The sequence below is a fragment of the Pinibacter aurantiacus genome, from assembly GCF_019130065.1.
Taxonomy (GTDB): Bacteria; Bacteroidota; Bacteroidia; order Chitinophagales; family Chitinophagaceae; genus Pinibacter; species Pinibacter aurantiacus.
The window spans coordinates 1-24956 of the sequence record NZ_JAHSPG010000016.1 but is presented as its reverse complement, the minus strand read 5'-3'; the positions used below and the strand labels follow the sequence as shown (position 1 = coordinate 24956).

17 protein-coding genes are annotated in these 24956 nt (G+C 41.4%); 4 read left to right on the top strand and 13 right to left on the bottom strand.

Translation table 11 applies throughout. From position 1 onward, the window contains the following. Positions 1-103: 103 nt before the first annotated feature. Positions 104-1264 carry a BamA/TamA family outer membrane protein gene (locus tag KTO63_RS21215; protein ID WP_217793972.1) on the top strand — a complete coding sequence of 387 codons (1161 nt, stop codon included), beginning with the start codon at positions 104-106 and terminating at the stop codon, positions 1262-1264. 161 nt (positions 1265-1425) lie between these two features. Here KTO63_RS21215 and KTO63_RS21210 read toward each other — a convergent pair whose 3' ends face one another. From KTO63_RS21210 to KTO63_RS21185, 6 genes are all read right to left on the bottom strand, one after another. After that, the gene (locus tag KTO63_RS21210; protein ID WP_217793971.1) at positions 1426-2805 is read right to left on the bottom strand and encodes an efflux transporter outer membrane subunit; all 1380 of its coding nucleotides are present in this window, start codon (positions 2803-2805) and stop codon (positions 1426-1428) included. A 179-nt stretch (positions 2806-2984) separates the two neighbouring features. Continuing rightward, positions 2985-6155 carry an efflux RND transporter permease subunit gene (locus KTO63_RS21205; protein WP_217793970.1) on the bottom strand — a complete coding sequence of 1057 codons (3171 nt, stop codon included), beginning with the start codon at positions 6153-6155 and terminating at the stop codon, positions 2985-2987. 38 nt (positions 6156-6193) lie between these two features. Further along, entirely contained in the window at positions 6194-7327 is a 1134-nt protein-coding gene (locus KTO63_RS21200; protein ID WP_217793969.1) for an efflux RND transporter periplasmic adaptor subunit, read from the bottom strand. Between the two features lie 232 nt (positions 7328-7559). After that, positions 7560-8687, bottom strand: a complete 1128-nt coding sequence (locus KTO63_RS21195; protein WP_217793968.1) for a hypothetical protein — start codon at positions 8685-8687, stop codon at positions 7560-7562. A gap of 342 nt (positions 8688-9029) precedes the next feature. Continuing rightward, positions 9030-10016 carry a helix-turn-helix domain-containing protein gene (locus KTO63_RS21190; protein WP_217793967.1) on the bottom strand — a complete coding sequence of 329 codons (987 nt, stop codon included), beginning with the start codon at positions 10014-10016 and terminating at the stop codon, positions 9030-9032. A 723-nt stretch (positions 10017-10739) separates the two neighbouring features. Further along, positions 10740-13304 (bottom strand): T9SS type A sorting domain-containing protein, encoded by a 2565-nt coding sequence (locus KTO63_RS21185; protein WP_217793966.1) that lies wholly within the window; start codon positions 13302-13304, stop codon positions 10740-10742. Positions 13305-13718: 414 nt separating this feature from the next. Between KTO63_RS21185 and KTO63_RS21180 the strand changes: the two genes are divergently transcribed. After that, complete coding sequence (locus KTO63_RS21180; RefSeq protein ID WP_217793965.1) at positions 13719-14315, top strand: HD domain-containing protein; 597 nt, start codon at positions 13719-13721, stop codon at positions 14313-14315. Positions 14316-14396: 81 nt separating this feature from the next. After that, positions 14397-14876 carry a hypothetical protein gene (locus KTO63_RS21175; protein WP_217793964.1) on the top strand — a complete coding sequence of 160 codons (480 nt, stop codon included), beginning with the start codon at positions 14397-14399 and terminating at the stop codon, positions 14874-14876. Positions 14877-14997: 121 nt separating this feature from the next. On the opposite strand, the gene KTO63_RS21170 is transcribed toward KTO63_RS21175, so the two are convergent. From KTO63_RS21170 to KTO63_RS21145, 6 genes are all read right to left on the bottom strand, one after another. Continuing rightward, entirely contained in the window at positions 14998-16767 is a 1770-nt protein-coding gene (locus KTO63_RS21170; RefSeq protein WP_217793963.1) for a class I mannose-6-phosphate isomerase, read from the bottom strand. Between the two features lie 95 nt (positions 16768-16862). After that, complete coding sequence (locus tag KTO63_RS21165; protein ID WP_217793962.1) at positions 16863-17783, bottom strand: ROK family protein; 921 nt, start codon at positions 17781-17783, stop codon at positions 16863-16865. 144 nt (positions 17784-17927) lie between these two features. After that, positions 17928-19331 carry a sugar porter family MFS transporter gene (locus tag KTO63_RS21160; protein WP_217793961.1) on the bottom strand — a complete coding sequence of 468 codons (1404 nt, stop codon included), beginning with the start codon at positions 19329-19331 and terminating at the stop codon, positions 17928-17930. Between the two features lie 281 nt (positions 19332-19612). Next, positions 19613-20767 carry a XylR family transcriptional regulator gene (locus KTO63_RS21155; RefSeq protein ID WP_217793960.1) on the bottom strand — a complete coding sequence of 385 codons (1155 nt, stop codon included), beginning with the start codon at positions 20765-20767 and terminating at the stop codon, positions 19613-19615. A gap of 145 nt (positions 20768-20912) precedes the next feature. Further along, positions 20913-21425, bottom strand: a complete 513-nt coding sequence (locus KTO63_RS21150) for a hypothetical protein (protein ID WP_217793959.1) — start codon at positions 21423-21425, stop codon at positions 20913-20915. Positions 21426-21595: 170 nt separating this feature from the next. Continuing rightward, positions 21596-22009 (bottom strand): hypothetical protein, encoded by a 414-nt coding sequence (locus KTO63_RS21145; protein WP_217793958.1) that lies wholly within the window; start codon positions 22007-22009, stop codon positions 21596-21598. A 279-nt stretch (positions 22010-22288) separates the two neighbouring features. Here KTO63_RS21145 and KTO63_RS21140 point away from each other — a divergent pair, with 279 nt between their 5' ends. Beyond that, positions 22289-23158, top strand: coding sequence for an AraC family transcriptional regulator (locus KTO63_RS21140; protein ID WP_217793957.1), 870 nt, complete (start codon positions 22289-22291; stop codon positions 23156-23158). Positions 23159-23257: 99 nt separating this feature from the next. On the opposite strand, the gene KTO63_RS21135 is transcribed toward KTO63_RS21140, so the two are convergent. After that, positions 23258-24706 carry a hypothetical protein gene (locus KTO63_RS21135; RefSeq protein WP_217793956.1) on the bottom strand — a complete coding sequence of 483 codons (1449 nt, stop codon included), beginning with the start codon at positions 24704-24706 and terminating at the stop codon, positions 23258-23260. Between the last annotated feature and the right edge of the window lie 250 nt (positions 24707-24956).

Sequence of the window (24956 nt, the reverse complement as noted above, 5' to 3'; positions counted from 1 at the left end):
TCATTCGAACAGGTAACTAATCTACATGGATTGCCAGCTATTCGAAAAACGACAAATAAACATATAGCCAAAGAAAGTGTTTAAATAAAAAAAGTTCCACCGTATGAATAAATCCAGGAACTATATTCGATTTATAGTAAGCGCTTCATTACTATTGGGCGTCTTTAATTTGTTTGCACAGGATAGCACTCTCGTAAAAAAGGATAGCTCCATAGTAAAAAAGGACAGCAGCAAATTTGACAAGTTCAATGCGAAAGCAGAAAAACTTTTCAAGATTATTCCTGTGCCCATCTTTTCTTACTCCAGTGATGCCGGCAATGTTTTCGGTCTGGCAAAATTCAATGTATTAAATCTATCGAAGAAAGACACTATTTCAAAGCCTTCAAAATTGTCGGAGGTAATGACATTCTCCACAAAAGGAAGGATCAATATATCTGTTGCTACTGAACTTGTGTTTAAGGAAAACAAATACATCATTATAGCGTACGTAAACTACAAGAAACAGCCTGAGTATATTTTCGGCATCGGCAACGACGTCACAAAAGAAACGATGGAGCAGGTGCAGTATGAAAGATTTAAATTTTCTGCGACGACCCTTAGGAGGATTGCTAAAGATTTTTATGTCGGCATCCCATTCAATGTAGCAAGCTACTTTAATATACGTCCGGATAGTGCCAGTTTTTTGATCAAAGACAGTGTAACAGGCGTCCAGGGCGGATTTTGTGCAGGACTTGGTTTAGATGCGGCGTATGACAGCAGGGACAATCGTTATAATCCACGCAAAGGCGCATACATTTTGGCGGTCTATCTTTATCATCCTGATTTTATGAGCGCATATCAATTTGGCAAATTCACGTTAGATGCCAGGAAATATTTTACACCGTGGTTAAGACATGTAATAGCAGTGCAGGCTACTACCACGTACTGTTCGGGCGATGTGCCGTTTTATGAATTGGCACTGCTTGGTGGCGATAATCAAATGCGTGGCTACTATCAAGGTGCGTTCCGCGACAAGATATTGGTGGATGCACAGGTTGAATATCGTTTGCCTATATGGAACATCTTTGGTATAACCACCTGGATAGGCACGGGCCGCGTGGCAGATAAATACAGCAACCTTGCTATTAACGGGTTTAAACTTTCTTATGGTGGTGGTGTTCGCATCAGGGTAGATTCAAAACACGATACCAATATGCGTTTTGATATGGGCTTTGGTCCGGGAGGGATCAGCGGGTTCTATATCAATTTTGCAGAAGCGTTTTGAGGTGGCCTGTAGAGGCGCATAACAATGCGTCTCTTTTTACATTATCATGGTAGTTGCATTTCCACAAACCTGCAAAATTAAAAGAGACGCATTGTTATGCGTCTCTACTATTTTGTGTTATTTGTTATTGTCTTTGTAAACTCCTTTCAAATATTATACTCCTACCATCCGCCACCAAGTGACTTATACAACAGCACGATCGAATTAAGTTTGCCTTGCAATGCTTGTGACGCATCCAGTTGCGCGTCGAAAAGATTATTCTCCATCAGTATTACTTCAACATAGGAGGTATAACCGAAGTCATATCTTGCCTTAGACAAAGTCAGCGCCTTGCTCGCCACTTCAACCTGGAATCTTCTTTGTTCGTATTCCTCACTAAAAGTTTTATAATTATTAAGCGCATTGTCAACATCACCGAAGGCAGCAAGCACCGTTTGTTGATATTGATAAGAAGCTTGCTCCGCACGTCTCTTTTCAACTTCCACTAAATTTTTCCTTTGATTGAATTGAAAAATGGGGCCTGTAATATTTCCAAAGCCATTCGCTACAAAACCTTTTGCATCAATGAATGAACTTAGCTGCGGGCTCGCAAATCCCAATATCCCTGTTAAACTAATTGTTGGAAAACGGTTTGCCTGTGCCACGCCAATTTGTTCAAACTGCGCCTCCAGATTTTTTTCTGCGGCAATAATATCCGGCCTTCTTTCCAGCAATTGAGAAGGTAACCCTACGGGAATATCCGGGGAAAGTGTTTGATCAAAATTGCTGTAGCCTCTTGAAACTCTGCCCGGCCCTTGCCCCATTAAAAGACGGATGGCATTTTCCGTTTGCACAATTGCACGCTGAATGCTGGGAATGGTTGCTGCAGCAATTGCTTCCTGCTGCTGTGCCTGCAATTTATCAAGCTCGGGCACATAGCCTTTATCAAATCTCTGTGATATAATGTTTGTGCGCTCTTTTCTATTTTCAAGTGTTTGCTGCGCTATGTACAATCTGTTATCAAGATCGCGGAGTAAAAAATAATCTGTTGCTACTTCGGATACAAGACTCACCTGCAACGCATTTCTATTGTTTACAGATGCTAGAAACTGTGCCTGGAATGATCTCGTGTTGTGCCTTAGTTTGCCCCATATGTCAAGCTCCCAGTTCAGGACACCAAAAGCATTGATCAGGCCGCCTTCAATACCCGCGGCAATTTCTTTCGCCGAGGAACCTGCATGACCGCCACCGGCTTGTGCAGAGTAGCCAAACTGAGGCAAGGCGTTTGCTTTTACAACAGCAGTTTGTGTACGTGCTTCTTCAACCCGCGCTGCGGCTGTAAGCAGATCGCGGTTGCTGTCGAGCGTAGTTTTGATCATCGCCGCAAGAGCAGAGTCCTTATAAACATCAAACCATTTCGCCAACGGCATTGTGTCCGTTGCTAATGAATCTCTATAAGAAATGTTAGCAGGCGCTGTCGGCTTTTGATATTTCTTACCCACCATACAACTCACGGAGAGCAGTATGACGGCGAGAAAAAGATATGCATGTTTTATTTTCATGGTCTATTACAAAATCGTCGTTTGACAATTAAGAATTAGGAATTAGGAATTAAGAATTCATTTGACGCGATATTTATCGGGCGAATGCGATTCGCCCCTACATCATTTTCAATTTTCAACTTTCAATTTTCAATTCCATCCCATTTTCAAATTTTCAAATCTTCAAATTCTCAAATTAATCAATGGCTCGGTGGATGCGATTGATCAGGTGGATTCGATTCACCAGTGCCCGAAGCTGCCGCAGCCTTTTTCTTCTTTCTTTCAATCAATACAAAGAATGCAGGCACCAGCAGTACGCTCATCACGGTAGCCGCAATCATTCCTGAGAACACGGCCATACCCATTACCTTTCTTCCTTCAGCGCCCGCGCCACTTGCTGTCAGCAGCGGAATTACGCCGAGTATGAACGCAAGTGATGTCATGAGGATTGGGCGGAAGCGAAGCTTGGCTCCATCAATCGCTGCATCCATCACGTGATCGCCCGCTTCATGTTTCATTTTCGCAAACTCAACGATCAGGATCGCATTCTTTGCATTCAAACCGATCAGCATTACTAAGCCAATTTGTGCAAATATGTTGTTTACATAACTCAATGATGTTATACCTGCAATGAACAATCCAAGGAACGCACCCAGCACTGCCCACGGTGTTCCCAAAAGCACGCTCACAGGGAGTTTCCAGCTCTCGTATTGGGCGGCAAGGATGAGGAACACGAAGCCAAGCGCCATCAGGAATGCAGAGCCGGATGAACCTTCTGCTTGTTTTTCCTGGTATGAAATGTTGCTCCACTGATAACCCATATCCTGCGGCAATACCTGTTTGGCTACTTCTTCCAGGGCTGTCAATGCCTGTGCCGAACTATATCCGCGTGCCGGCACACCACCTATTTCTGCTGCACGATAAATGTTGAAGTGATTGGTGTATTGAGGACCAGTCGTATCACGCACCGTGGCCACTGTTCCCACGGGAACCATTTCTCCGGTCATATTCTTTACGTAGAACTGTTGCAGATCTTGTGGCGTCATGCGGTAGCTCTGATCCGCCATTACGTAAGTTTTGTACTGCCGTCCAAACTGGTTGAAGTTGTTTACAAACGTACCTCCCATCATGGATGATATTGTGGTATTAACATCATTTAACTGTAAACCGAGCTTGTCGACTTTTTCTTTGTCTACTGCAATATTTTTTTGAGGAACGTTCGCACGGAAGAGTGTATACACTTTTCCTATTTCTTTACGCTTGCTGGCTTCTGCAATAAAGCGCTGTGCGTTTGCAGCGAGGTATTGTGGAGAGTTACCTGCACGGTCCTGCAACATCATTGAGAATCCATTACCGTTACCCAAACCAATGATCGGTGGCGGTCCAACAGCCAGCACTGTTGCCTGAGACACTTCTTTCATGCAAATGGCATTAATTTCCTGTACCAGGTCAAGCGCAGTTTTATGACGGTCGTGCCACGGCTTCAACGTTATAAAGAATGTCGCAGAATTCGGCGACACCGTATTGTTCAAAAGGTTGTTACCATTTACAGTAGTGTACAACTCTATTTCAGGTATCTGCTTTAAAATAGATTCTACTTTTTTCGTTACCTCATCGGTACGTTGCAGTGAAGCTGCATCGGGCAGCATAGTACTTATCAGGAACCAGCCCTGATCTTCTTCCGGCACAAATCCTGTGGGTATGGCTTTACCTAGTGCCACTGTACCTACTACGATGCCTATGAGAACGATCATGGTGATAACCAGTTTTCTCGCAAAGAATTTTGCAACGCCCACATATCCGTTGGTGAACTTATCAAAGAAGCGGTTGAACGCAGCAAAGAATTTTGCCAGCAACCCTTTCTTTTGCGTTTGAGGTTTTAACAACAATGCTGCAAGCGCCGGGCTCAGGGTCAACGCGTTGAAGGCCGAGAACAAAACCGATATCGCAATGGTGATCGCAAACTGTTGATACAATCTTCCCGTAATACCTCCGGTAAACGCAACCGGCACAAACACTGCAGCAAGAATAACGGCAATGGCGATAACGGGCCCGCCCACTTCTTTCATGGCTATACTCGTTGCTTCCTTGGGTGACTTACCATGTTCTATATGGTGCATTACCGCCTCCACTACCACAATGGCATCATCCACCACAAGGCCGATGGCAAGCACCAAACCTAACAACGAAAGTGTATTGATAGAAAAACCAAGTAGCGGGAAAACGATGAACGTACCGATCAACGATACAGGCACCGTAAGCAACGGAATCAATGTTGCTCGCCAGTCCTGCAGGAAGATGAACACCACAAGGATTACCAGTACAACAGCTTCAAACAAAGTATGCATGATCTCATTAATACCTTCTGTTACAGCGAGCGTTGTATCAAGAGAAACATCCATCTTCATGTCAACCGGAAATCTGTCTTCCAGTTCGTGCATTCTTTTTTTCACTGCCTCTGCAACAGCCAGCGCGTTTGAACCTGGAATTTGATATACAGCGATTGTAGAAGCGGAGCTGCTGTTAATACGGCTCGTCATGGTGTAGTTCTCTGTTCCCAGTTCTATTCTTGCTACATCTGACATGCGTACCAGTGCGCCGTTCTCATTTGATTTTAAAATGATTTTGCCAAACTCGTCTTCTGTTACAAGACGTGATTGCAACATGGCGGTGTAGGTGTTTTGCACACCTTTTGGCGCAGGCTCTGCACCAAAACTACCACCGGGTTTGATAAGGTTTTGTTCTTTGAGTTTGTTGATTACATCCTGCACTGTGAGTTTGTATCGGGAAAGATCGTCTGGTCTTATCCATATACGCATCGCATATTCCGATCCGCCAAATACAGATACGTCACCTACTCCGTTGATACGTTTTAATTCATCAACGACGTTGATAAACCCATAGTTGTTTAAGAATTTTGAATCGTAAGTATTTTTGGGAGAAGAGAGTGATACCAGCATGAGAGGGAACGTAAGTGACTTCTTTACTGATACACCCATTGAGGTAACTTCCGGAGGCAGGAAAGGATTTGCCAATGCCACACGATTTTGCGTAAGCATGTTGGCGTTATCGAGATTGGTTCCTACTTCGAAAGATACTTCCAATCTCATTGTACCATCGTTCGCATTTACGGAACGCATGTACAACATTCTTTCCACACCGTTTACCTGCTGCTCGATAGGCGTTGCTACAGTTTGCTCCATGTTTACAGAGTTGGCGCCATTGTATGTAGCGTTCACCTGTACCATTGGTGGTGTGATCTCTGGGTATTGCGATATGGGAATACCTTTTAAAACCAATATTCCAAGTACTACCATCAGAATGGACAGTACCATCGCAAATATCGGGCGCCTGATAAAAAACTCGCTCATGGACGGTGTAATAAAGTTTTATAAATAAGTAACCGGACTTATTGCTTTGTTGATGTTGAGTCGTAGGAATAGGCTTTGGGCACAGGCTTTATTTCCATGCCTGCCTTGATAAAGGCATTTCCTACAAGCGCTACATTATCGCCTGGCTTCAGGCCATCTGTCACAACCCAGTTGCTACCCGATCTTTCTCCTACTTTTACCGGACGTGGATTGATTCTATTACTATCATTCACCAGGTATGCCATGTACACATTCTGCATTTGATTGATCGCCTCTTGCGGAACCATTATAGCGTTAGGAAATTCGTATGCTTTGAATCTAACTTTCACATATTGACCGGGACGCAGCAGATTTGATTTATTTTCAACAACCGCTTGTACCAGCAATGACCCTGTAGTGGGATCCACTTCACGGTTAGCGAAATCAAGCCTTCCTTTTTCGGGAAAAATGGTGCCGTCATTTAAAACGAATTCTACATCAAGACTTCTAAGTTGGTCCGGAGTTAATTTCTGTTTAAACATCAGGTAGTCTTTTTCAGTAATGGGGAAGCGCACACGAAGCGCACCTAATGTTGACACTGTGTTTATTGGTGTCTGGCCAATGTTTTTCACGTAGTCACCTACCTGCACTTTCGATATGCCGATGACGCCATTTATGGGAGAAGTAATTCTTGAATAGCTTAATTGCAAACGGGCATTGCTTAGCGAAGCTTGTGCGGAACGTACTGCTTCTTTTTGTGCGTCGTACGTAGCCTGCGCAGCATCAAGATCACGTTTACTCAAGGCGTTCATGTCTGCGAGTGGTTTTACTCTGTCGAGATCAGATTTTGCTTTTACAAGCATGATGTTCGCCTGAGAAAGTTCTGCACTTGCAGCCTGCTCACGATCTTTCAGTTCATCATCCTGAATAATGTACAGGAGCTGTCCTTTTTTAACTGATGAACCTTCCTTGAACGCAATGTTTTGCACCCAACCATTTACACGTGGCTGAATTTCTACATCGGATTGACCAAAGGTCTGTCCAACATATTCCATATATACTGGCAAATCTCGCTGACCAACTTTTACAACCTGCACTTCCGGTACGGGTTGCTTGGCTTGCTCATTCTTGTCTTTGCACGCTGCAAAGGCGAAGAAAAGAAAAAGGAACGGTATTGCTTGACAGGGCTTCATAAATGTCTATTTACAATGAACCAGAGTCTTTATATAATGTTGTGATTAAACAGCTTGTGTTGGGGCTAGTACAGGAACACAATGGTACAACATGTTGTAAACAGGAAATGTTTACTTTTTCCTAAAATTATCTTTGCGCAGGTTGATAGTTGTTAGTCTTCACACACGACTACTCCTAACAACCAGCAACCAACATCTATCTCAACTCTTCTAACACCATGTATAACCGATTTTACAATCCAAACCTATACTGCAACCCTCCAATGAATTGTTGCCGCGATCCAAGAAAACCATATTCTGCACGTATCATCCAACTTTTATTAATTTGATATTGCGTTCCCACAATAAAGTTCCACATGTTCTTTGGCCTTTTATCAAGTGAATATTGCACGCTTGCATTTCCTGCGCCCTCAACCACTTGCGACGCCTGATCAAGAAAACCTCCCGCTCTTTCGAGTGCGTTATTGGCGGTGTTATATTTTGCCTTATTCACCGGATTTCTTTGCTCCGCATCTGTTAGCCCGTTCCACCATGCGTCCACATTTTGTTGAGCATTGTTTACTTTCATGTACCCTGTATCAAGTTTGCTTTGCCATTGGTCTATTGGAAAAAGATCCGTTGCATTTAAGGAACCGCTTGTTCCGCTATTCAGTTTCACACGAAAGCCTCCGACCCACACAGCGATGTTGCTTTTTTTATTCGGCAAAGTAAAGTTCTTACCCAGCCTTGGGCCGAATACAAATGCATATGCAGGCTTTTCAAGTTCCGGTATATCTGTCCATGTAAAGTTCATATCCAGCGCCAAAAATGCCCCGCCGATACCAAATGTGGGTGTAAGGCCAAATCCGTATGTGGTGGCATCGAAATCTGCCTTTGTGTTAATAGGCAATATTTTGTTCCATGTGCCGCTGCTGTCCGGAATATATACGCCTGCATTTATAGCAGTGGATAAATGCGATTTGGCAAAAATTGCATACACATTTAAGAAAGGGAACAACCAAAAATCTGGTCTGATATTAATTCCATTGGAGGTCGATGTTGCCTTGTCGAACCGAACTATCTGGTCAAGATTATATTTAGGTCCGTTATTGAATCCCACTTGTAAATTGTTGATAAGAATGTCCGACTGTTGCCAGAGGTATTGCATACTCAGCCCCGCGGAATATGGAAGATTATAACCTTTCGCCACCACCTTTTTACCCCAGATCGGTAGCATATACGGATATTCGGACCGAATGAGACTATCTTTTAAATCAGTCTTCTTCTTTCCCACCACTTTATCGGTTGTGTATTGTCCATAGGTAAACGAGATTGAAAGTAAAGTGGTTATCAGAGTCAGGAAAATACCAAGCTTTTTCATCTGTCTATTTTTTATTTTATTTTGTCCAGATGCCCGCCCGGATGACCGGTCGGACGGGGAATTCGCCCCACACGCCATCGGCAGGCGAGGCTAATTTCATAAGCGTATGAGGGGGTTAGCCGAAAAAATATCCCCTGGTATTTTACAAAACAACTGTATTGTAAAAACGGTTCGCAGGACACATACAAGTTACCTCGTAAAAGCGTGATTTTCCTGTGTTTTTGACATTTAACGGTTAAATCAGGAGATGCTTTTTTTGCTTTTGGGGAGGATTGGGGGAAAGGAAATTCGTTTAGTCGTAAGTGATAGTGATAATTTCATTATTCACCAATAAAACACTTATCAAATTTCCGTTGGAGAAACGTTGAATTTCTTTTTAAAAGTGTAACTGAAATGCGCCGGATTTGAAAAACCAAATTCGTATGCTGTTTCCGTTGGAGATTTTCCTATGACCAGGTTATGTTTTGCCGCAAGCAAACGATAATGCTGATAATATTGATAGTAAGATAATTTGAACATGCGTTTGAATAATACTTTAAACTTCGTAAGGCTCATGTGTACTTTGTGGGCCATTTCTTCAATGCTGGGACAATTGCCCGAAAGGTCACTCACCAGCACGTTCCTTATTTGAATCATCCTCGAGGCTTCCAATATGCCCGTTTCTTCCTGCAGCTTATTGCTTTCAACATGTATTTCTTGTATCAAAGATGCCAGCAGATTGTACACTGATGCCAGGAAGAAAAGTTTCTGCGCATCTTCCGCCCAGGTATAATCAAAGACCTTGTTTACCTCGTCTATCATTAGGGAAGTCATGGCTGCATATCCTTTTACCGTATCACCGTTAAATACATTAAAGGTTTCACCGTCAGTTTTGTCCCACAAACCAGCTAGTGCGTTCTTCGAAAAAATAAGGATAATCGCTTTAGAGGTTTCATTGGGAATTACCTTAAACAGCGTTTGTACATCTGCGGAGAAAAAAATGGCGGAATGCTTTGCCGCAAGACCTATACGATTCATTTCCTCATCCACGTTGTTGAATGCGTGCAGGTCGATGCTTTCCTTCAGTGAGAAAAGGCAGGAATAAAAAACAGGCTTTCTTACCGCAATTCTTCTGATGATCACTTCCTCCCCAAACAAAACATTAAGCCTGAGTAAAGAAATGTGTGGCGTAATGGAGAAAAACTCAATTTTGCCTTTTGCCTTTTCATTGTCGAGAGAAATCGAATCACCAACCATTGCTACACCGGTTTGGTATGACTTTGAAAGCTGTTCATACAATTTTACGAAGTTAGATTTATCAACACTCAGATTGACGCGAAATTCTCTCATAGAAAAAGTGTTGGCTTGATTAACAAGCAATAAAGCAAAAAGTTCTGTTTAAAAGCGCACACGTTTCCTGCCAGGCAGGAACAAAAAAAATCCGGTTATAGACATAACCGGATACATACCTTACTAAGAAAACTATGATAATAACCCTATACTGATAAAACGTTTATTGCTGTCGTAATTGATAATGCAATATTACGACGCCAATCATTTTTTCTCTTTCTGATTCTGGCAATAGGCTTTCAAAAATCGGCGAAAATAACGTTAACAAATACTTGTCCGCTCTTTCATCACTTCCCTTCAAAACATCTCTGCTACAACACTTTACAAGCCCCATCTTCCTCGGCCCAACCTTTTTTCAATACTGCCGGATCATGTAAAGCAATTGCCGTTTTTTGTAAGCTCCAGTGGTTTACCGGCAATACCTTTGCTTCATCCAATTATTTCAAATGCGATGTTTTCAGAACTAATGAATAACTAAGCAAAAGAAAAACCAGCGTTCAATAGCGCTATGAAAGACCACGGCATGTACGTTGTTTCAACAGCGAAGAAAGGAATCCACTTTCTATGAAGAACAAGCCGTATACAAAGAGCGAGTTACTACGTGACTCGCTTCTTTTTTGCGCCATATTGCAGCAATGTTTATTTGCCCGGCAACATCTCATTAAACGCAAAAAGGACAAACTACAACAAGTCTGTCCTTTTATATTTATGAGTTCTCAGTAATTACTGAACCATAAACTGCTTCACCCAAACATTATTTTGAGTAGCAATTTTTACAAAATAAACACCCGGCGCAACGTTTATCACATACTGCCTGCGGTCGGCACCATCCGTAACAAATGAACGTTTGAGGATCAACTGTCCGTTAATGCTGTAAATACTTGCGTCAGCGCACTGGCCCGAAGGAAGATCAAAAAACACTGTGCACATTTTTGAACTTTTGTTGTAAGAAACGTTCCAGTCAGATCTATCATCATTCCCCCTATATGTTGCAACAGATGAATAAACGAACTTCCCGTCTATGTCAACCTGCTTAATGCGATAATATGTTGTTGCATTGCTCACCTTTTGATCAACAAAACTGTAATTTTTCATCGCTGCCGCATTGCCCTCTTTCGGATAAATCTTAGCTATTGTTTGAAACTCGCGACCATTACTGCAACTTTCAACTTCAAAGTGATCATTTTGTATTTCATTGGTAGTACTCCACTGCACGTATGCCTTGCCATTATCATCAGTTACTTTAAAGCTAAGGAAGGTAACCGGCAGTGCGCCGCCTCCCTGCAATGCCAAGTCAGCACTTGCAAGCGTGTAGGGACCAAAGCCACTGTAATAAGTTCCAGACATAACATACTGCCCAGACGTAGAACCACCTCCATTTGTCCATAGACTACCATCCCATCTTGCCACGCGAAGCCTGCTTGGATCCGTAATACCACAGCTCCTCTTACTGTCGTAAGAAAGCCAGATATAAGCAGAAGTAGTTTTTCCCACTTCCCTGTCTATTGTCCAATACTCGCAGTTGCTTACACTTTTCAGGTTAAGCGGATCATCTGTCTTTGAAATATCATACAGCGGTGCCGGGCTTTTCCTGAAATATCTTACAGTGAAATATGCATCTGGAGCTGCATTGTTCCATTGTTCCGTAATGCGTACGGGCGCATAATATCCACCGTTACCTACCGGATATTCTACAGGATCCCAACCGCTTTGATATCTAAACGGGCCGTCTAAATAACTCTTATTATTTGCACCTGTAATCTTGCCGTTGTCCATTTGAAGATAGTTAGCATCAGTTGCAGACTTAATAATTCCGTTTTTAAAGTTAAGGGCCTGAGATCCCCAGCCAGATACGATAAAAGGCGCGTCCAGTATGATCTGTCCAGATGGCTTATCGATCGTTATGGGGCAATTGAAAAAGTCAATATTACTCGGATGTGCATTGAAGAAGTGCTGATCAGCTGTGCCATTAATCAGAATATTTATGCTTTGCAAATATTGCGCAGGCACCGCTGCAGTCGCATTAAGATCGCCTTTTAAAACAACAGTTGCATCTGTGGCGGCAGGAGCAATAACGCCTGTAACCAGTGTCAAGTTGCCATTAATAACGAGCGTATCTTTCGACTGGGGCTTTATGCTACTGTTAGCCAAATTAAGGTTGTAAAAATTCTCAACATGGTTCGTAAACTCGGTGTAATTGGCATTGGCATTTACAAACACATATGTGCCGTTATTGTGTAAAAACTGACCGCCGTAGTTTACGTGTCCCCCCTTGTTATAAAAATAATTTGATGTGGACTTAAATGTTCCACCCGGCTCTATAACCAGCTTGTCAAAAAAACTGATAATTGGTGAATTGTCGGGAAATTGTATAATGCCACGACGAACAGTAAAGTTGCCCCCATTGCCTATCCTTATGGTATCATCAATGCCCGCTTCGTGTCCTCTATAAACATTCACCACCGATGCACTGGTACTCTTCACAATACCCACAAATGAATTATGGCCGCCAGCCGCCAAAGGGCCATTAAGTGTAAGGTTACTTGCGTTAGCGCCTGTACAGCCAATGGAAACCGAAGTTCCATCAAAAGTTGACGCTTCATTTAAATCCTTTTCTATTTTCATGAAGCCATCGCCAACGAGCTTTCCGTTCGTAAGCGTTAAGAGGTTGTCTACCTGGAAAGAGTCTGTTGCAACATTCGCGTTAAAACTTGCTGTCTCATAGTCTTGTTGCTTATTGATAACGAGGTTATAAAATCTAAAAGAGCCACCGGCATTATCATTGATTGTAATTGTGTAAGAACCGCTGTTCATAGTAACAGTGCTGGTACCCGGCTGAAACGTGGAAAGGCTTGTCACACTTAAGTTTGCATTCAAAAATATTGAACCCTGGTTGGCATTAAAAATACCTCCGCTTATTGTGCTTGACTGATCAGAAATTATACTGAGCTTACCTGTTCCTGCATTGAAACTCCCCGACGCAATGGTAAAAGTCCCCTGAACCGTTAAATCGCCTGAAGAGCCAAGCGAAACTGCACCGCCGGAAATCGAAATCGAATTAATAACCGCCGCATTGTTCAACACACAATTGTAAGAGGTGCTGGCTCTATCAAAATACGCGTTATCTGAAACGCCAGGAACGCCAGTCCCACCTGCGCCACCGGAAACTGATGACCAGTTGTTTTTATCGTTCCAATCACTTGAAGAAGTTCCAACCCAGTAGAGTTGGGTTGCGTTTACTGCAAGAACGTGCAGCAACAGGGTAAGAAGAATTACATACGTTTTCATTGTATAATGGATTTAATAGCAATCATGAACAAGCATGATTGACTGCTGTTGATAAACCAATAAGAATTGTTAATTCTAATTGTAAATATTTCCAGTAGACAGGAATTATTAAGAAGATTTCTTGAGATCTATATTATCAGGTATGTAATCGAATACGAAGGTATAGCCGAATGCGCAAATATTACATAACATGTGTATATCTTCATATTTGACATTCGAATAAAGGCTTGATTATTACGAAAAAGGACAATTAAGAAAATCTTATTTAACTATAGTATGATACGTTGCAGATAGTTGTGTGTTACGAGTTTTACAAAGTCTATCTGCCCTGTGAAAGGCGAAAAAACTTTGTAATTTTATTCACTCTTAAACAATTATGATCTCATCTCGATCATGTAAAAAATTTAATTAACCATGCAGACTGATAATTTACTAAAACAAATAAGCTTCATAAAGGAAATTGATAAACTAAAATACATTCTGCGTAAAACTAAATTGTTTAACAGCGACCGTAATGAAAATGACGCGGAACACAGTTGGCATTTAGCAATGATGACGATTATACTGGCAGAACATTCCAACAAGCCGATAAACATTCTGAAAGTTTTGAAAATGGTATTGATCCACGATATTGTTGAAATTGATGCTGGCGATACATTTTTATATGAAACAACAAAAAGCCACACCAACACCGAGCAGGAACTGATTGCAGCAAGGCGCATTTTTGGATTGTTGCCAAAAGAACAAGCTGACGACTTTATTGCAATCTGGCAGGAGTTTGAAGATGGTGTTACAGATGACGCAAAATTTGCAAAGTCAATGGACAGACTGGAACCATTGCTTCAAAATACTTCCAACAACGGTGGCACGTGGGCAGAATTCAATGTGCCGTATGAAAAAGTATATGAGAAGAAAAAAGCCATTAAAGAAGGGTCAACTTCCATTTGGGAGTATGCAGAGAACCTGATCAATGAAAGTGTCGAGAAAGGAATTCTGAAAAAGAATGATTGAATAGTTAACGGCGAGAGAAGAAAAATTTTGTTACTCCGTATGAAATTTCACAACTGAAGCATCTCATATGAAACTATTTCTATGAGCAAACATCTCTCCCGACTAATTTTATTTATTTCTTTCGTTTTTGTTTTTGAAGCTCTTGCGACAGGACAGAATTTAACCCCAAAAGAGCTTAAGCAGATACACAACAACCCAGACTTCGCAGCGATAACCCGAAACCTTTTGGAAAAGGGATTTAAACAATACTCAACGGGCCAAACGGAGTCAAGATGGTATTTCCAGCCTTTCACTTATTCTGGCGAAGAAGTAAGTTCATGTGTAATTAAATCTATCGACAGCAATAAACAGGCAAAGACGGTTTTCTTTCTTTATAATCCATTCAACTATAAAGAATTCATCTCAAATTTGAAGAAAAGTAAATACAGGCTTAAAGGCATAGAAGTTATTGAGGATAAAAGTTATGTCGTTTTTGAAAATAAACAAACTGTTTTCATGACAAGGGAGCACTCATCAGGTCGTAACAAAAACTACTTTGAAATTATTGTTCATTCAAAATAAAAACAATTGAAACCAAAAATCCAGAACGATTCATCTGAAAAAAAGCCCGCAATTGTACGGGCTTTAAATTTGGACGGAAGTATTTGAAAAATGCAAAATTTATCTCTTTTCTTCCTAACATCTACTTTACAAAAGCCTTTACAACTTTTGCTTTATCACCGCTTTCATTCGTTATTTTATAAGAACCCGCCGCCGCAGGTACAGCAAATGTTTCGGCGTAGTTGTAACGGGTTTTAAAACCATTCTTTGTCTCTACAATTATTGAGCTTCCTTCTACCAGCATCAATATGTGACATTTATCATTTGTTTCCACTTCCATGCTACCGGAAAATTCTAATCTGTGTACATCGTAAAAATGTTCTGAGTGTGTAGGCTGATGTACGATTTGCCAGTCATCTCCTTTTTCAATTACCGCTTCTTTTGAAATCAATTCTTCCTGTACCTTTTTTCCTTTGCGGGAAAAGTCAAGATTCTTGAATGCATGTTCGATGTTGATCGGACGGGGCTTGCCATTCAGATCCAGCCGCACCCAATCGTACATTTTAAAAGTGAAAATATACGGCGTTGCACTGATCTCCAGTACGAGGTTATTTTTTCCTGAACTATGTATGGTGCCATTTGGAATCAGGAAAAGATCATGTTTGTGTGCATCATGTTTTTGCACGTATTTTTCAATGTCAATCGCTTCATTTTTTTCTACACTTTCCTCCAATGCTTTTCTAAAAGTTGCGGGATCAATCGTTTCCTGAAAGCCGAGATATACTTTCGCATCGCTTTTGCAATCAAGTATGTAATAGGTTTCATCCTGCGTGATCGTTTCACCGAAATTGTCCTGTATGTATTTCAATCGCGGATGACATTGTATGGAAAGATTACCGCCCTCGAAGGTGTCAAGGAAATCAAAGCGAATGGGAAATTCAATGCCAAAACGGCTTTCATCGGCGCCAAGAACTTCTTTGGCCTGCAGCATCATTAACCAGTCAAATGCAATTTCGAGTAAGTTGCCGCTGCTTTCAAACACCAGGCCATTCTCGGGTACTATCATTTCAAATGACCATGCGTAGTTGATTTCGTCTTTATTGAGGCCGTTTATATTTTCTTTCATCCATTGCCCACCCCATGCACCGGCTTCAAACCATGGCCTTACGCGAAAAGCATTTTGTGAAAGGTAATGCAAGCCTTCCCGAATGTTTCTAAAGAATGCCCATGAAATATTTTCGGTCCATTGCCCATCAACAATAATGTCAATTGATGGAAGAATTTTACTTTTATATTCATTCAATACCACCCAATCCACAAAATAAAATCGCTTGTAGGTTTCCTGGTTATCATCACGATGTTGTTTACCTAAATTATTTGCCTTCTCTGCACGCATGCGATATTGCAATTCATTTTTCGGCAAATCAATGTAAATAACAGGCACATCCTTGTTAACCAGTGATGCTCCTACTCCTATTGAAATGTTGATGGCATTTTGCTTCAAGTGATTCTTTGACAATTTTTCGCTGTCAAAAAAATCCTCCAGTGATATACTCGCTCTTCTTCCCCACACTTCTCCTTTTTCTCCAATGAATGGTTTTACAAGCTGCTCTATTTCGCTTTCTGTTTTTAGCAAATCAGTAGTCCTGATCCAGTTAATTGCCAGGCCCTCCTTAGATAATATTTCATCGAGTTCGCTGCGAACTCCATTCCAGTCATTTCCAATGTATCCGTCGATTGCGACAGCGCTTTGGTTCTTTATCCATTGAGCAAGACTTCTATAGCCATTGTTGATTTTGCCCTCGCCAAGGCTGGCAAATGGATAAATGTCATACTTGCCGGCATTTAGTTGTTTCACATCTTTTGTAACTGCCGGCATTAAAGACTGTGTTGTTTTTCTGCAAGTCATCATATCTTTTTATTTGGTGGCACCCAAGGCGACGCTGATTAACTGGTTTTATCAAGCGTTTCCACATCTGTTGCCTCTTGTCGATGTTTTTAGAATAGTTATTTAGCGGTTGATGTTTTCGAAACAAAAAATTGGCTGCATAAATAAGCAGCGCCGGCAATGGCAGATTCTTCACCTTTGGTTGAAATGTAAACGCCGGTGTTTACTTGATTTGTTTCAAGCACTTTTTTCAATGAGGGTAAAAAAAATGAATGCGCGTTCCTGACATTGCCTCCAATAACCAAGCGTTGAGCATTGAACCTGGTGAGCCACGGTGTGAGTACCTCTCCGAGCATCGTTCCCATTTGACAGAATAATTGTTGTGCAGATATATTTCCACTTAAAGCGAGTTCATTGATTTCTTTTACTTCTGTTATTTTACTTCCTGTTTCATCATTGAATGTTTTGATGAGCCAGCGGGAAGAAATATAATCTTCTGCGATACCCTGTTTGTATGGCAGTTTATATAGGTAGCCGTCTTCAGGAATCTCGTTTCCGGTTTTTTGCACTTCGCAGTCGCTAACAAATGCGCTGCCAAGTCCTGTGCCTAAAGTAACTGCTACAACGCGTTTACAGCCCGCGCCTTCTCCAAGCCAACTTTCACCAATACCAAAGCAGGAGGCATCGTTTTCAAAATATATTTCGCCCGGAAATTTTAGTTCTTCTTTGAGCAGTTCTTTAACGTTGAGACCATATAGGGACTCATATTTTGCCAATCCGCGTATGTACGAAATTCCATTGGCGTAGTCAAACGGCCCCGGCATAGCAATACCAATGGCTTCAATTACTTCTTCGCTTGCATTCATTGATGCTTTAATTGCTTTGGCCCAGCAAGTAATAATCTCTTCTGGTGCCGCTGCCGCATTCACTTTTTGTTTGTAAGTAGAGCCTGCTATTATTTTCCCTGATTGGAGTTCCACTGCCGCAGCCGTTATATGCGAGCCGCCAACATCTGCACCTATCACCACATGACTGTTCATATCTTCTGAAAATTTTCAACTTAAATTGCCGGTCGGCTTTTCAATGTTTCGCCGACACTTTTATTATGAAGTCAAAAGGAAAAATTAAAAAGTCAAAAGTGTTTAACCTATGCAACACATAGAGAATTTTTAATTCCTAATTACTTAATGAATAAACAATGTTTCAATATCCTCCAGCGACTGTCCCTTTGTTTCTTTTACTTTAAACAGCATATACACAAACGCCACAACACACAATGCTGCATAGCAAAACATTGTATAGGATGTGCCTAAATGCGTTCTCATCACAGGGAAGGTTAAGGTAACTGCGAAATCGGCCAACCACAAGGCAAGCGTGGCAACAGAAAGTGCGAGACTGCGGATAAGGTTAGGAAAAATTTCTGCAAGATACACCCACACTACGGCGCCGAGTGTGCAACCAAAAGATGCCACGTACAGCAACATGAAAATGAGTACAAGATAATGGTCGTAATAATGGTACTCAAAACAAAGGCCCACTGCTACAAGTGAAATACCCATCATTACGGTTCCGATCAACAAAAGTTTTTTGCGGCCTATCCTGTCTACCAGTGCAATTGCCCCAATAGTGGATAGAATATTGATAACCCCAATGCCAATGGTTTGCATAAGTGAGGAGGAGCTGTCGAGCCCTGTTTCTCTGAAGATCTCCGGTGCGTAATAAATGATCGAGTTGATGCCGGTTACCTGCTGGAATATCGCGACTGTGATACCGAGATACAAAACGGGTCTATAAGTCTTGCTGAATAATTGTTTTAATGAAACGCTTTTCGCATTATGAAAGCTGTCCTTTATTATCCTCATCTCTGCTTCAACTGGCGAATTGCCTAAAACTTTCTTCAGAATTTTTTCTGCTTCTGCATTTCTTTGCTTCATGATGAGCCAACGGGGCGTTTCGGGAACGAGGAGTAACAATAAAAAGAATAACAAGGAAGGCGCGGCCTGGGAGGCAAACATCCATCGCCAGTTATTTACACCGGTTCCATCAAAAATAAAATTGGCAAAATAAGCGATCAGAATTCCGGATACAATGGCAAGCTGATAACAGGCTACCAGCCTTCCGCGCCATTTTGCGGGTGCTATTTCTGCAATGTACATCGGCGATACCATTGCAGCGGCACCAACGCCCAATCCGCCAATCAAACGAAAAATGATGAACTCTGTAAGATTGGTTGAGAGTCCTGCACCAATTCCTGATGCGGCAAACAAAATTGCACAGATGATCAACATGTAGCGTCGGCCGTACTTGTCGGCAAGCTTACCGGCCAGCATTGCGCCTACTCCACAACCGATCAGTATAGAGCCAACGGCCCATCCGATCCAATATTCGTTAAGTGAAAAATAGGAGGTAATGTAGGGAATGGCTCCCGAAATAATTGCGGTGTCAAAACCAAATAGCAAGCCGCCCAATGCAGCCACTCCGCTGACAAGAATGATGAATTTTTTATTGATAAAGGCAGCAGCGCTTTCTTCCGCCGTAAATTCCAATATCTCAGCAGCGGCATTTATTCCTGTTGTAGAATTCTCCATATAGCAAGTGTTAAAAAGTGAACTGACTCAAGTCAATCGTTTCGGTAAGTTCCTTCTTTTTTTAATAGTTTTTTTATTGATCCAGGTCATTTTTCTGACCTCAAGAGCAAGTTAACATAGGTCAGGGCCTTAAGTTATGTCAGTTTACGACAAAAAACAGTCATTTTGCGAAGAGAGATGGGCCACCCGTTGAAGGTTCCGGGTCTGGTGTTGTATTGCCCCTAAAGAATCCCTAACTCCTAATTCCTAATTTCTAACTCCTAATTCCTGATCGTCTCCGGCTATTTAAATTTATTACGATAATCTTTAGGATTCATTCCGGCGTACTGTTTAAAATACCGGGTGATATTGTCGAAATTTCTGAAGTTTAATTCATCAGCAATTTGTTGAATAGTAAGTTCAGAATTTTCTAGCAGGAACTTAATTCTCTGAATCCTTACTTTCTTTATTTCTTCAAGCACAGAACTTTTAATGAGCGATTGAAATCTTTTTTCGAGAATGCGGCGAGACAATGTGGTGACATTCACAACATCATCAACAGAAATATCCTTTGAAGGAGCAGCATTGGTAATATAATGCAACGCAGCACGCACCTGTTCGTCATCAATAGCCAATGCACTTGTGGAGCCACGGGTAATAACAGTTCCCGGCTCCGAAACAATATCGCCTACAGGTTTTTCACCATGTTCTATCCATCTGCTCAAAGCTGAGGCTGCTTCAAAGCCGGTCTCTTTTGCATTTTGGTCAATGCTTGATAGCGTAGGGCTTGCCATATCGCAAAGCATCTCGTCGTTATCAACTCCCAAAATCGAAAAATCGTCGGGCACCCTTGATTCGGTTTGATTTATTGCGTTCAACAAGTGCATATTCAACTCATCTGTAACGGCGAAAATTGCACACGGTCTTTGCAGCGTCTCCACCCACTCCGTTAACCTTGCAGGAAGACGCTCCCATAACAGTTGCGTATTGTCAAAAATGAATGTACTGACTGTATAACCAGCGTTGCCCACTTCTTCAATGTACCCCTCCTGCCTTTCGATGGACCATTGAAAATCTTTAAACCCCAGGAAGGCATAGTGCTTGTACCCTTTTGCAATAAAATAATCCGCCGCTGTTTTGCCTACTCCTTTGTTATTGCCCCATGAGTTTATTTTGTCTTTGTACAAATTTGTGTGGGGAAATATAATAAGTGGAATATCCAAATCCAGCAGCAATTCAAACTCATCGATCTCCCGGGTTAAAATGCCGTCCGGCTTCCAGTCAATTACCCGGTTGATTGCGTTCGCTTGCGAGCCACTATGTACGTATTTTGGCGAAAAGAAAAAGAAAATGAACTTATCGTGAATTTTGTTGAAGGTGGTAATTCCAGCAAGTATATCCCTGTCATAAGCTCTAGCTACATCCAGTAATACCGCTACTTTCTGCTTGTTTTTCAAGTTTTGGGTGATTTGTTTTCATTGCAAAAAACCTCTCTAAAGTAAAAAACTTTAAAGAGATTTTAAAAAAGACGTAAAAACTGCTTGATCTGGCAAAACAGGGACGAAGGGGAATGCAATTCGCCCCTACGAAATGCTTACAATTTCAATAACTATTATTAGCCATTTCTTTAATCATCTTTTGCGATCGCTTTGAAATATGCAGGACTACCGGTTTATTGTTAACTGTAACTATAATGTCGGTTACATTCTTTTCTTTTAAAAATTCAATTTCAGTTGGGTTTAAAAGATAGAACGTATTAACCAATAGATCTCCCTTATTGGAAAAATAAATACTGTCTCTATAACTTTTTCCAAAAGCAATCACTTCATTGTTTAATTTCAAACTGATGCTATCCGGATTCACGTCTATATTTCTTCTTCCCTTTTCCGTTACTACTTTTTCCACCATCAGTCTCAACCAAATTCCCGGCTGCCCGTTTCTAAATTTTATGGCTGAAAAACTTATGTTGTCAACCAAGACAGCAGGCGTATAATATACACGTCCCAAGTTTGACGAATAAGAAACAACACTATCAAGAGATGGCAACTCCTGAGAACGAACAAATAACGAAGAAATTATACACACGAGGAATAAAAACCATTTTTGAAAATGCATATGATACTTTTCAATTTTTAGTGTCTACAACAAATGCCAACAACTGAAATCTAATAATCAATTTGCAAAAAATATACTAAAAAATCCAGCTTAGCTGTCGGTAACCTGCGCGCTCGATACCTTCGCTACATACCAACAACGGCACGCAATTTTCTGCCCGTTAGACTATTCTATTTAAAACCATTTCTTATTCCATAGATTACAGCTAGAACAAACGGAAACAAAATTGAAAAAGCGAAATACGCCGCAAAAAGTTTGCCGCCATAGAATCTAATTTTTTCTTGGATTTTATTGAACCTTGGATTTTTTAACACTAAAAAATAATTCAGTAAAAAACAAGGTAAAACAATCGTTATCAAAAAACTGACGACTTCTTTAAAATAGCCATCAAGAAAAGGAAGTTTTAATTCATAGGTCCTTACTATCGGAAAATATCTAGTCAGTGAAACTATTAACACGGCTAAATTTGCCGACATTGACAGTGTCATAAACACAGTACCCGAAACTTTCCAATTTGCTTCGGGACGAACCATTTTTAGTCTGGTAATTAGGTCGTTCCAAATGGCAAAGTATAATCCAAGCATAATTAATCTTTTGATGTCGTCTCATTTTGCATTTCTAGCAACTATTCATTTTTCGCTTAATTCAGGAGCCCATAACAGCAACAAATAAAACGCACTTCAATATTCAATTTGCAAAAAATATTCTAGAAAACAATCTTGATTTTTAAAACTCCGACTAGCAAGATCGATCATTACCATGTATGTAAAAAAACGGCCACACAAATATTCCGCCTTTCAACAAAAAAAACGCTGAAATTCCACGTATATCCAGTATTTTCCACTTAATAAGATTGTTGTGCCATGAAAGCTATTGAATGTCGCTTACCGCAGGAAATTGACAAATCATTTATTGTATTCCAGGAACGAGGAACTTACTTTCCTTATCCCTGGCATTACCATCCCGAATATGAGCTGGTGCTTATTACCAAAAGTACGGGCAGAAGAATGGTGGGCGACCACATTGGTTATTTTGATGAAGAAGATCTTGTTTTCATGGGACCTGCTCTACCGCACGTGTGGGTGAGCGATGAAAAATATGCGAGCGGCAACGGTGAAACAGAAGCAGAAGCGATTGTGATACAATTTGTAGAAGGATTTCTTGGCGACTTCTTTCTGAATATTCCGGAACTGGAACCGCTTAAAAAAATGCTGCAACGATCCAAACGCGGCATGGCAATCAATGGAAAAGCACGCGACCAGATAAACAGCCTGATGAAAAAAATGCTGCACCAAAACGGTTTGCAAAGATTATCGTCACTCTTCGCCATCTTCGATATTCTTTCAAGTTGCAGGGAATATGAACTGCTGGCAAATCCTAATTACGAACAACAGGTACAGGCAGCAAATTGCTCCGACAGGTTCAGTAAAATTACTGATCACATCATGCGCAACTTTAGCAGCGATATTGCATTGCATGAAATTGCTGCAGTTGGCAACATGAGCATTACTGCTTTCTGCAATTTTTTTAAGCAGCATCACAAAATGACTTTCACCGAATACCTGAATGTTGTAAGAGTTGGCCATGCCTGCAAATTGCTCGGAGAAAAAGATAACAACGTGGTTTCAATAGCTTATGATTGCGGTTACAACTCGCTGGCAAATTTCAACCGCCAATTCAAGAAGATAAAAAACATGACGCCGAGTGAGTACAGAAAGACACTGGCGATTTAAGTAAAAAGTCAAAAGTCAAAAATCTTCAAATCGACCGATAAGGTTAATAATCTTGCAGCGTCCATTTTGAATTTTTACTTTTTACTTTTGACTTGCTCCCTAATGCGCCGGCTTCAATTTACGCAGTAGCGCAATCGCAGTATCTACAAGCATTTCGCCGGAACCTGGCATTACAATAGAGTTGGTTACTTCGTAACTGCCTTCTGCAAATGCCTTGCGTGTGGGAATATAGCTTGTTCTGTTGTTACACACAGTAATAACGATGGTATTTTTGAACGGAGATGCCCGTTTAATGGAAAGCCCAAGCTCTGCAAATATTTCTCCGGGCAGGCCAACGATGGCGGTCTCATTGTCAATGCGCAATACTTGTACCTCTTCTTCTATCGTTTGCCTGCGCTGGGCCAAATTGAGGTATTTACTCATTTCCACACGTTTCAGAAAATCGCCTGCTTCACCACCTGCATTCTTTACATACGCACCTGTTTCTTTTGCTTCATACAATCCATTGATGATGATTCTTGCAGAGTCTACCTGTTGCTGCGTCGGCACTTGCAAGGGCAGTAAAACCTTTTGCGACAACATCGCCAATGCAGGAGCTTTTACCGTTTTCATTTTGGAAACATTCCCAATCACTGTGGAGGCAAGGGCTTTGCCAAATTGTTGAGGATAAACAGAATCATAGATCGGCAGGTCCTTCGTTACATCAATATGATTAACATCGCCACAAGGACCAAGCCCGAAGGCCGAAAAATAGTTTTTACCAAAATATGCTTTCAATGATTGTTCCAGGTAGTAAGGATAATCTGCGCCAATATCGGTGCCGCCAACACAATCGGCATGCATGCCAAAAACAGTAAGGCCCGACAAGGCATTGTTAGATTTCGCATCGCGAACCATGAGCATCTCAACGTCAGGATCAACGGGGCCTGCGGGAGATACAATATTGGGATTCAAAGGGCCGGGGTTGAACATCACGGTGCCATCTTTCATGTGGTAGCGCCTGTTGTGAGAAAAGTTTTCTGTACCGATGAGCACTTCCAGCTTCACTGTTGTCATGCTTGCGTTTGCGTTTGTAACTGCACTCGCAATTTGCTCTTCGAGAAATGCTGGGTAGTCGTTTTTCTCGTGTGGGTCCCCGCCTTTTTGGAGCGCCTTATCATGAAAATAATTTCGTTGAAATCCGTAAAAAAGAGGACCCGTATGGCTATGCGTGGCAGCCACTATAATGTGACTTATCGGGATGCGTGTCCGCTCACTAGCCATGGTACGGGCCTTTGACGAAATATCTGTAGTAATGCCAATAAGATCGCAAAACACAAAAGCGTATTTTTCATTTCCCTGTTGCAACACAATCGCCTTGGCCCACAATGAATCGTGAATGCCCGTAGAAATGATTTCATAAAAATGCCCTGCCAGCCTGCAACCGACCGGTGGTGTAATGTTTGCCTGTGCCACACCGCTTTTCACCGCAACCTTTTGTGCTTGTGAAAGCATTGACATGTTCAACACCAGCGATCCAAATACAAAGGCACGTATCAACAATCTCATTTCTAACTTTTTTGTTCAAAATTTAAACACTCAAATACTTACCACTAAGGCACTAAGTACACTAAGTTGCACTAAGAAGTTTTTAACCGCAAAGGCCTCAAAGCTATGCGCAAAGAAAACGAAGATATTTATTGCTGACCTCTTCGTTTCCTTTGCGCTTTACGAATTTGCATTTAGTCAAAGTGCACTTTCTTTGTGTATTCTAAGACTCATAAACTGCCAAAAAATGTTTTTAGGCGGCTTGTAAATA

Coding starts and splice junctions, on each gene's coding strand:
- KTO63_RS21205 (WP_217793970.1), bottom strand. CDS start 6,155: ATGAGCGAGTTTTTTATCAGGCGCCCGATATTTGCGATGGTACTGTCC.
- KTO63_RS21165 (WP_217793962.1), bottom strand. CDS start 17,783: ATGAACAGTCATGTGGTGATAGGTGCAGATGTTGGCGGCTCGCATATA.
- KTO63_RS21195 (WP_217793968.1), bottom strand. CDS start 8,687: ATGAAAAAGCTTGGTATTTTCCTGACTCTGATAACCACTTTACTTTCA.
- KTO63_RS21135 (WP_217793956.1), bottom strand. CDS start 24,706: ATGAGATTGTTGATACGTGCCTTTGTATTTGGATCGCTGGTGTTGAAC.
- KTO63_RS21170 (WP_217793963.1), bottom strand. CDS start 16,767: ATGATGACTTGCAGAAAAACAACACAGTCTTTAATGCCGGCAGTTACA.
- KTO63_RS21210 (WP_217793971.1), bottom strand. CDS start 2,805: ATGAAAATAAAACATGCATATCTTTTTCTCGCCGTCATACTGCTCTCC.
- KTO63_RS21185 (WP_217793966.1), bottom strand. CDS start 13,304: ATGAAAACGTATGTAATTCTTCTTACCCTGTTGCTGCACGTTCTTGCA.
- KTO63_RS21175 (WP_217793964.1), top strand. CDS start 14,397: ATGAGCAAACATCTCTCCCGACTAATTTTATTTATTTCTTTCGTTTTT.
- KTO63_RS21200 (WP_217793969.1), bottom strand. CDS start 7,327: ATGAAGCCCTGTCAAGCAATACCGTTCCTTTTTCTTTTCTTCGCCTTT.
- KTO63_RS21215 (WP_217793972.1), top strand. CDS start 104: ATGAATAAATCCAGGAACTATATTCGATTTATAGTAAGCGCTTCATTA.
- KTO63_RS21160 (WP_217793961.1), bottom strand. CDS start 19,331: ATGGAGAATTCTACAACAGGAATAAATGCCGCTGCTGAGATATTGGAA.
- KTO63_RS21150 (WP_217793959.1), bottom strand. CDS start 21,425: ATGCATTTTCAAAAATGGTTTTTATTCCTCGTGTGTATAATTTCTTCG.
- KTO63_RS21145 (WP_217793958.1), bottom strand. CDS start 22,009: ATGCTTGGATTATACTTTGCCATTTGGAACGACCTAATTACCAGACTA.
- KTO63_RS21140 (WP_217793957.1), top strand. CDS start 22,289: ATGAAAGCTATTGAATGTCGCTTACCGCAGGAAATTGACAAATCATTT.
- KTO63_RS21180 (WP_217793965.1), top strand. CDS start 13,719: ATGCAGACTGATAATTTACTAAAACAAATAAGCTTCATAAAGGAAATT.
- KTO63_RS21190 (WP_217793967.1), bottom strand. CDS start 10,016: ATGAGAGAATTTCGCGTCAATCTGAGTGTTGATAAATCTAACTTCGTA.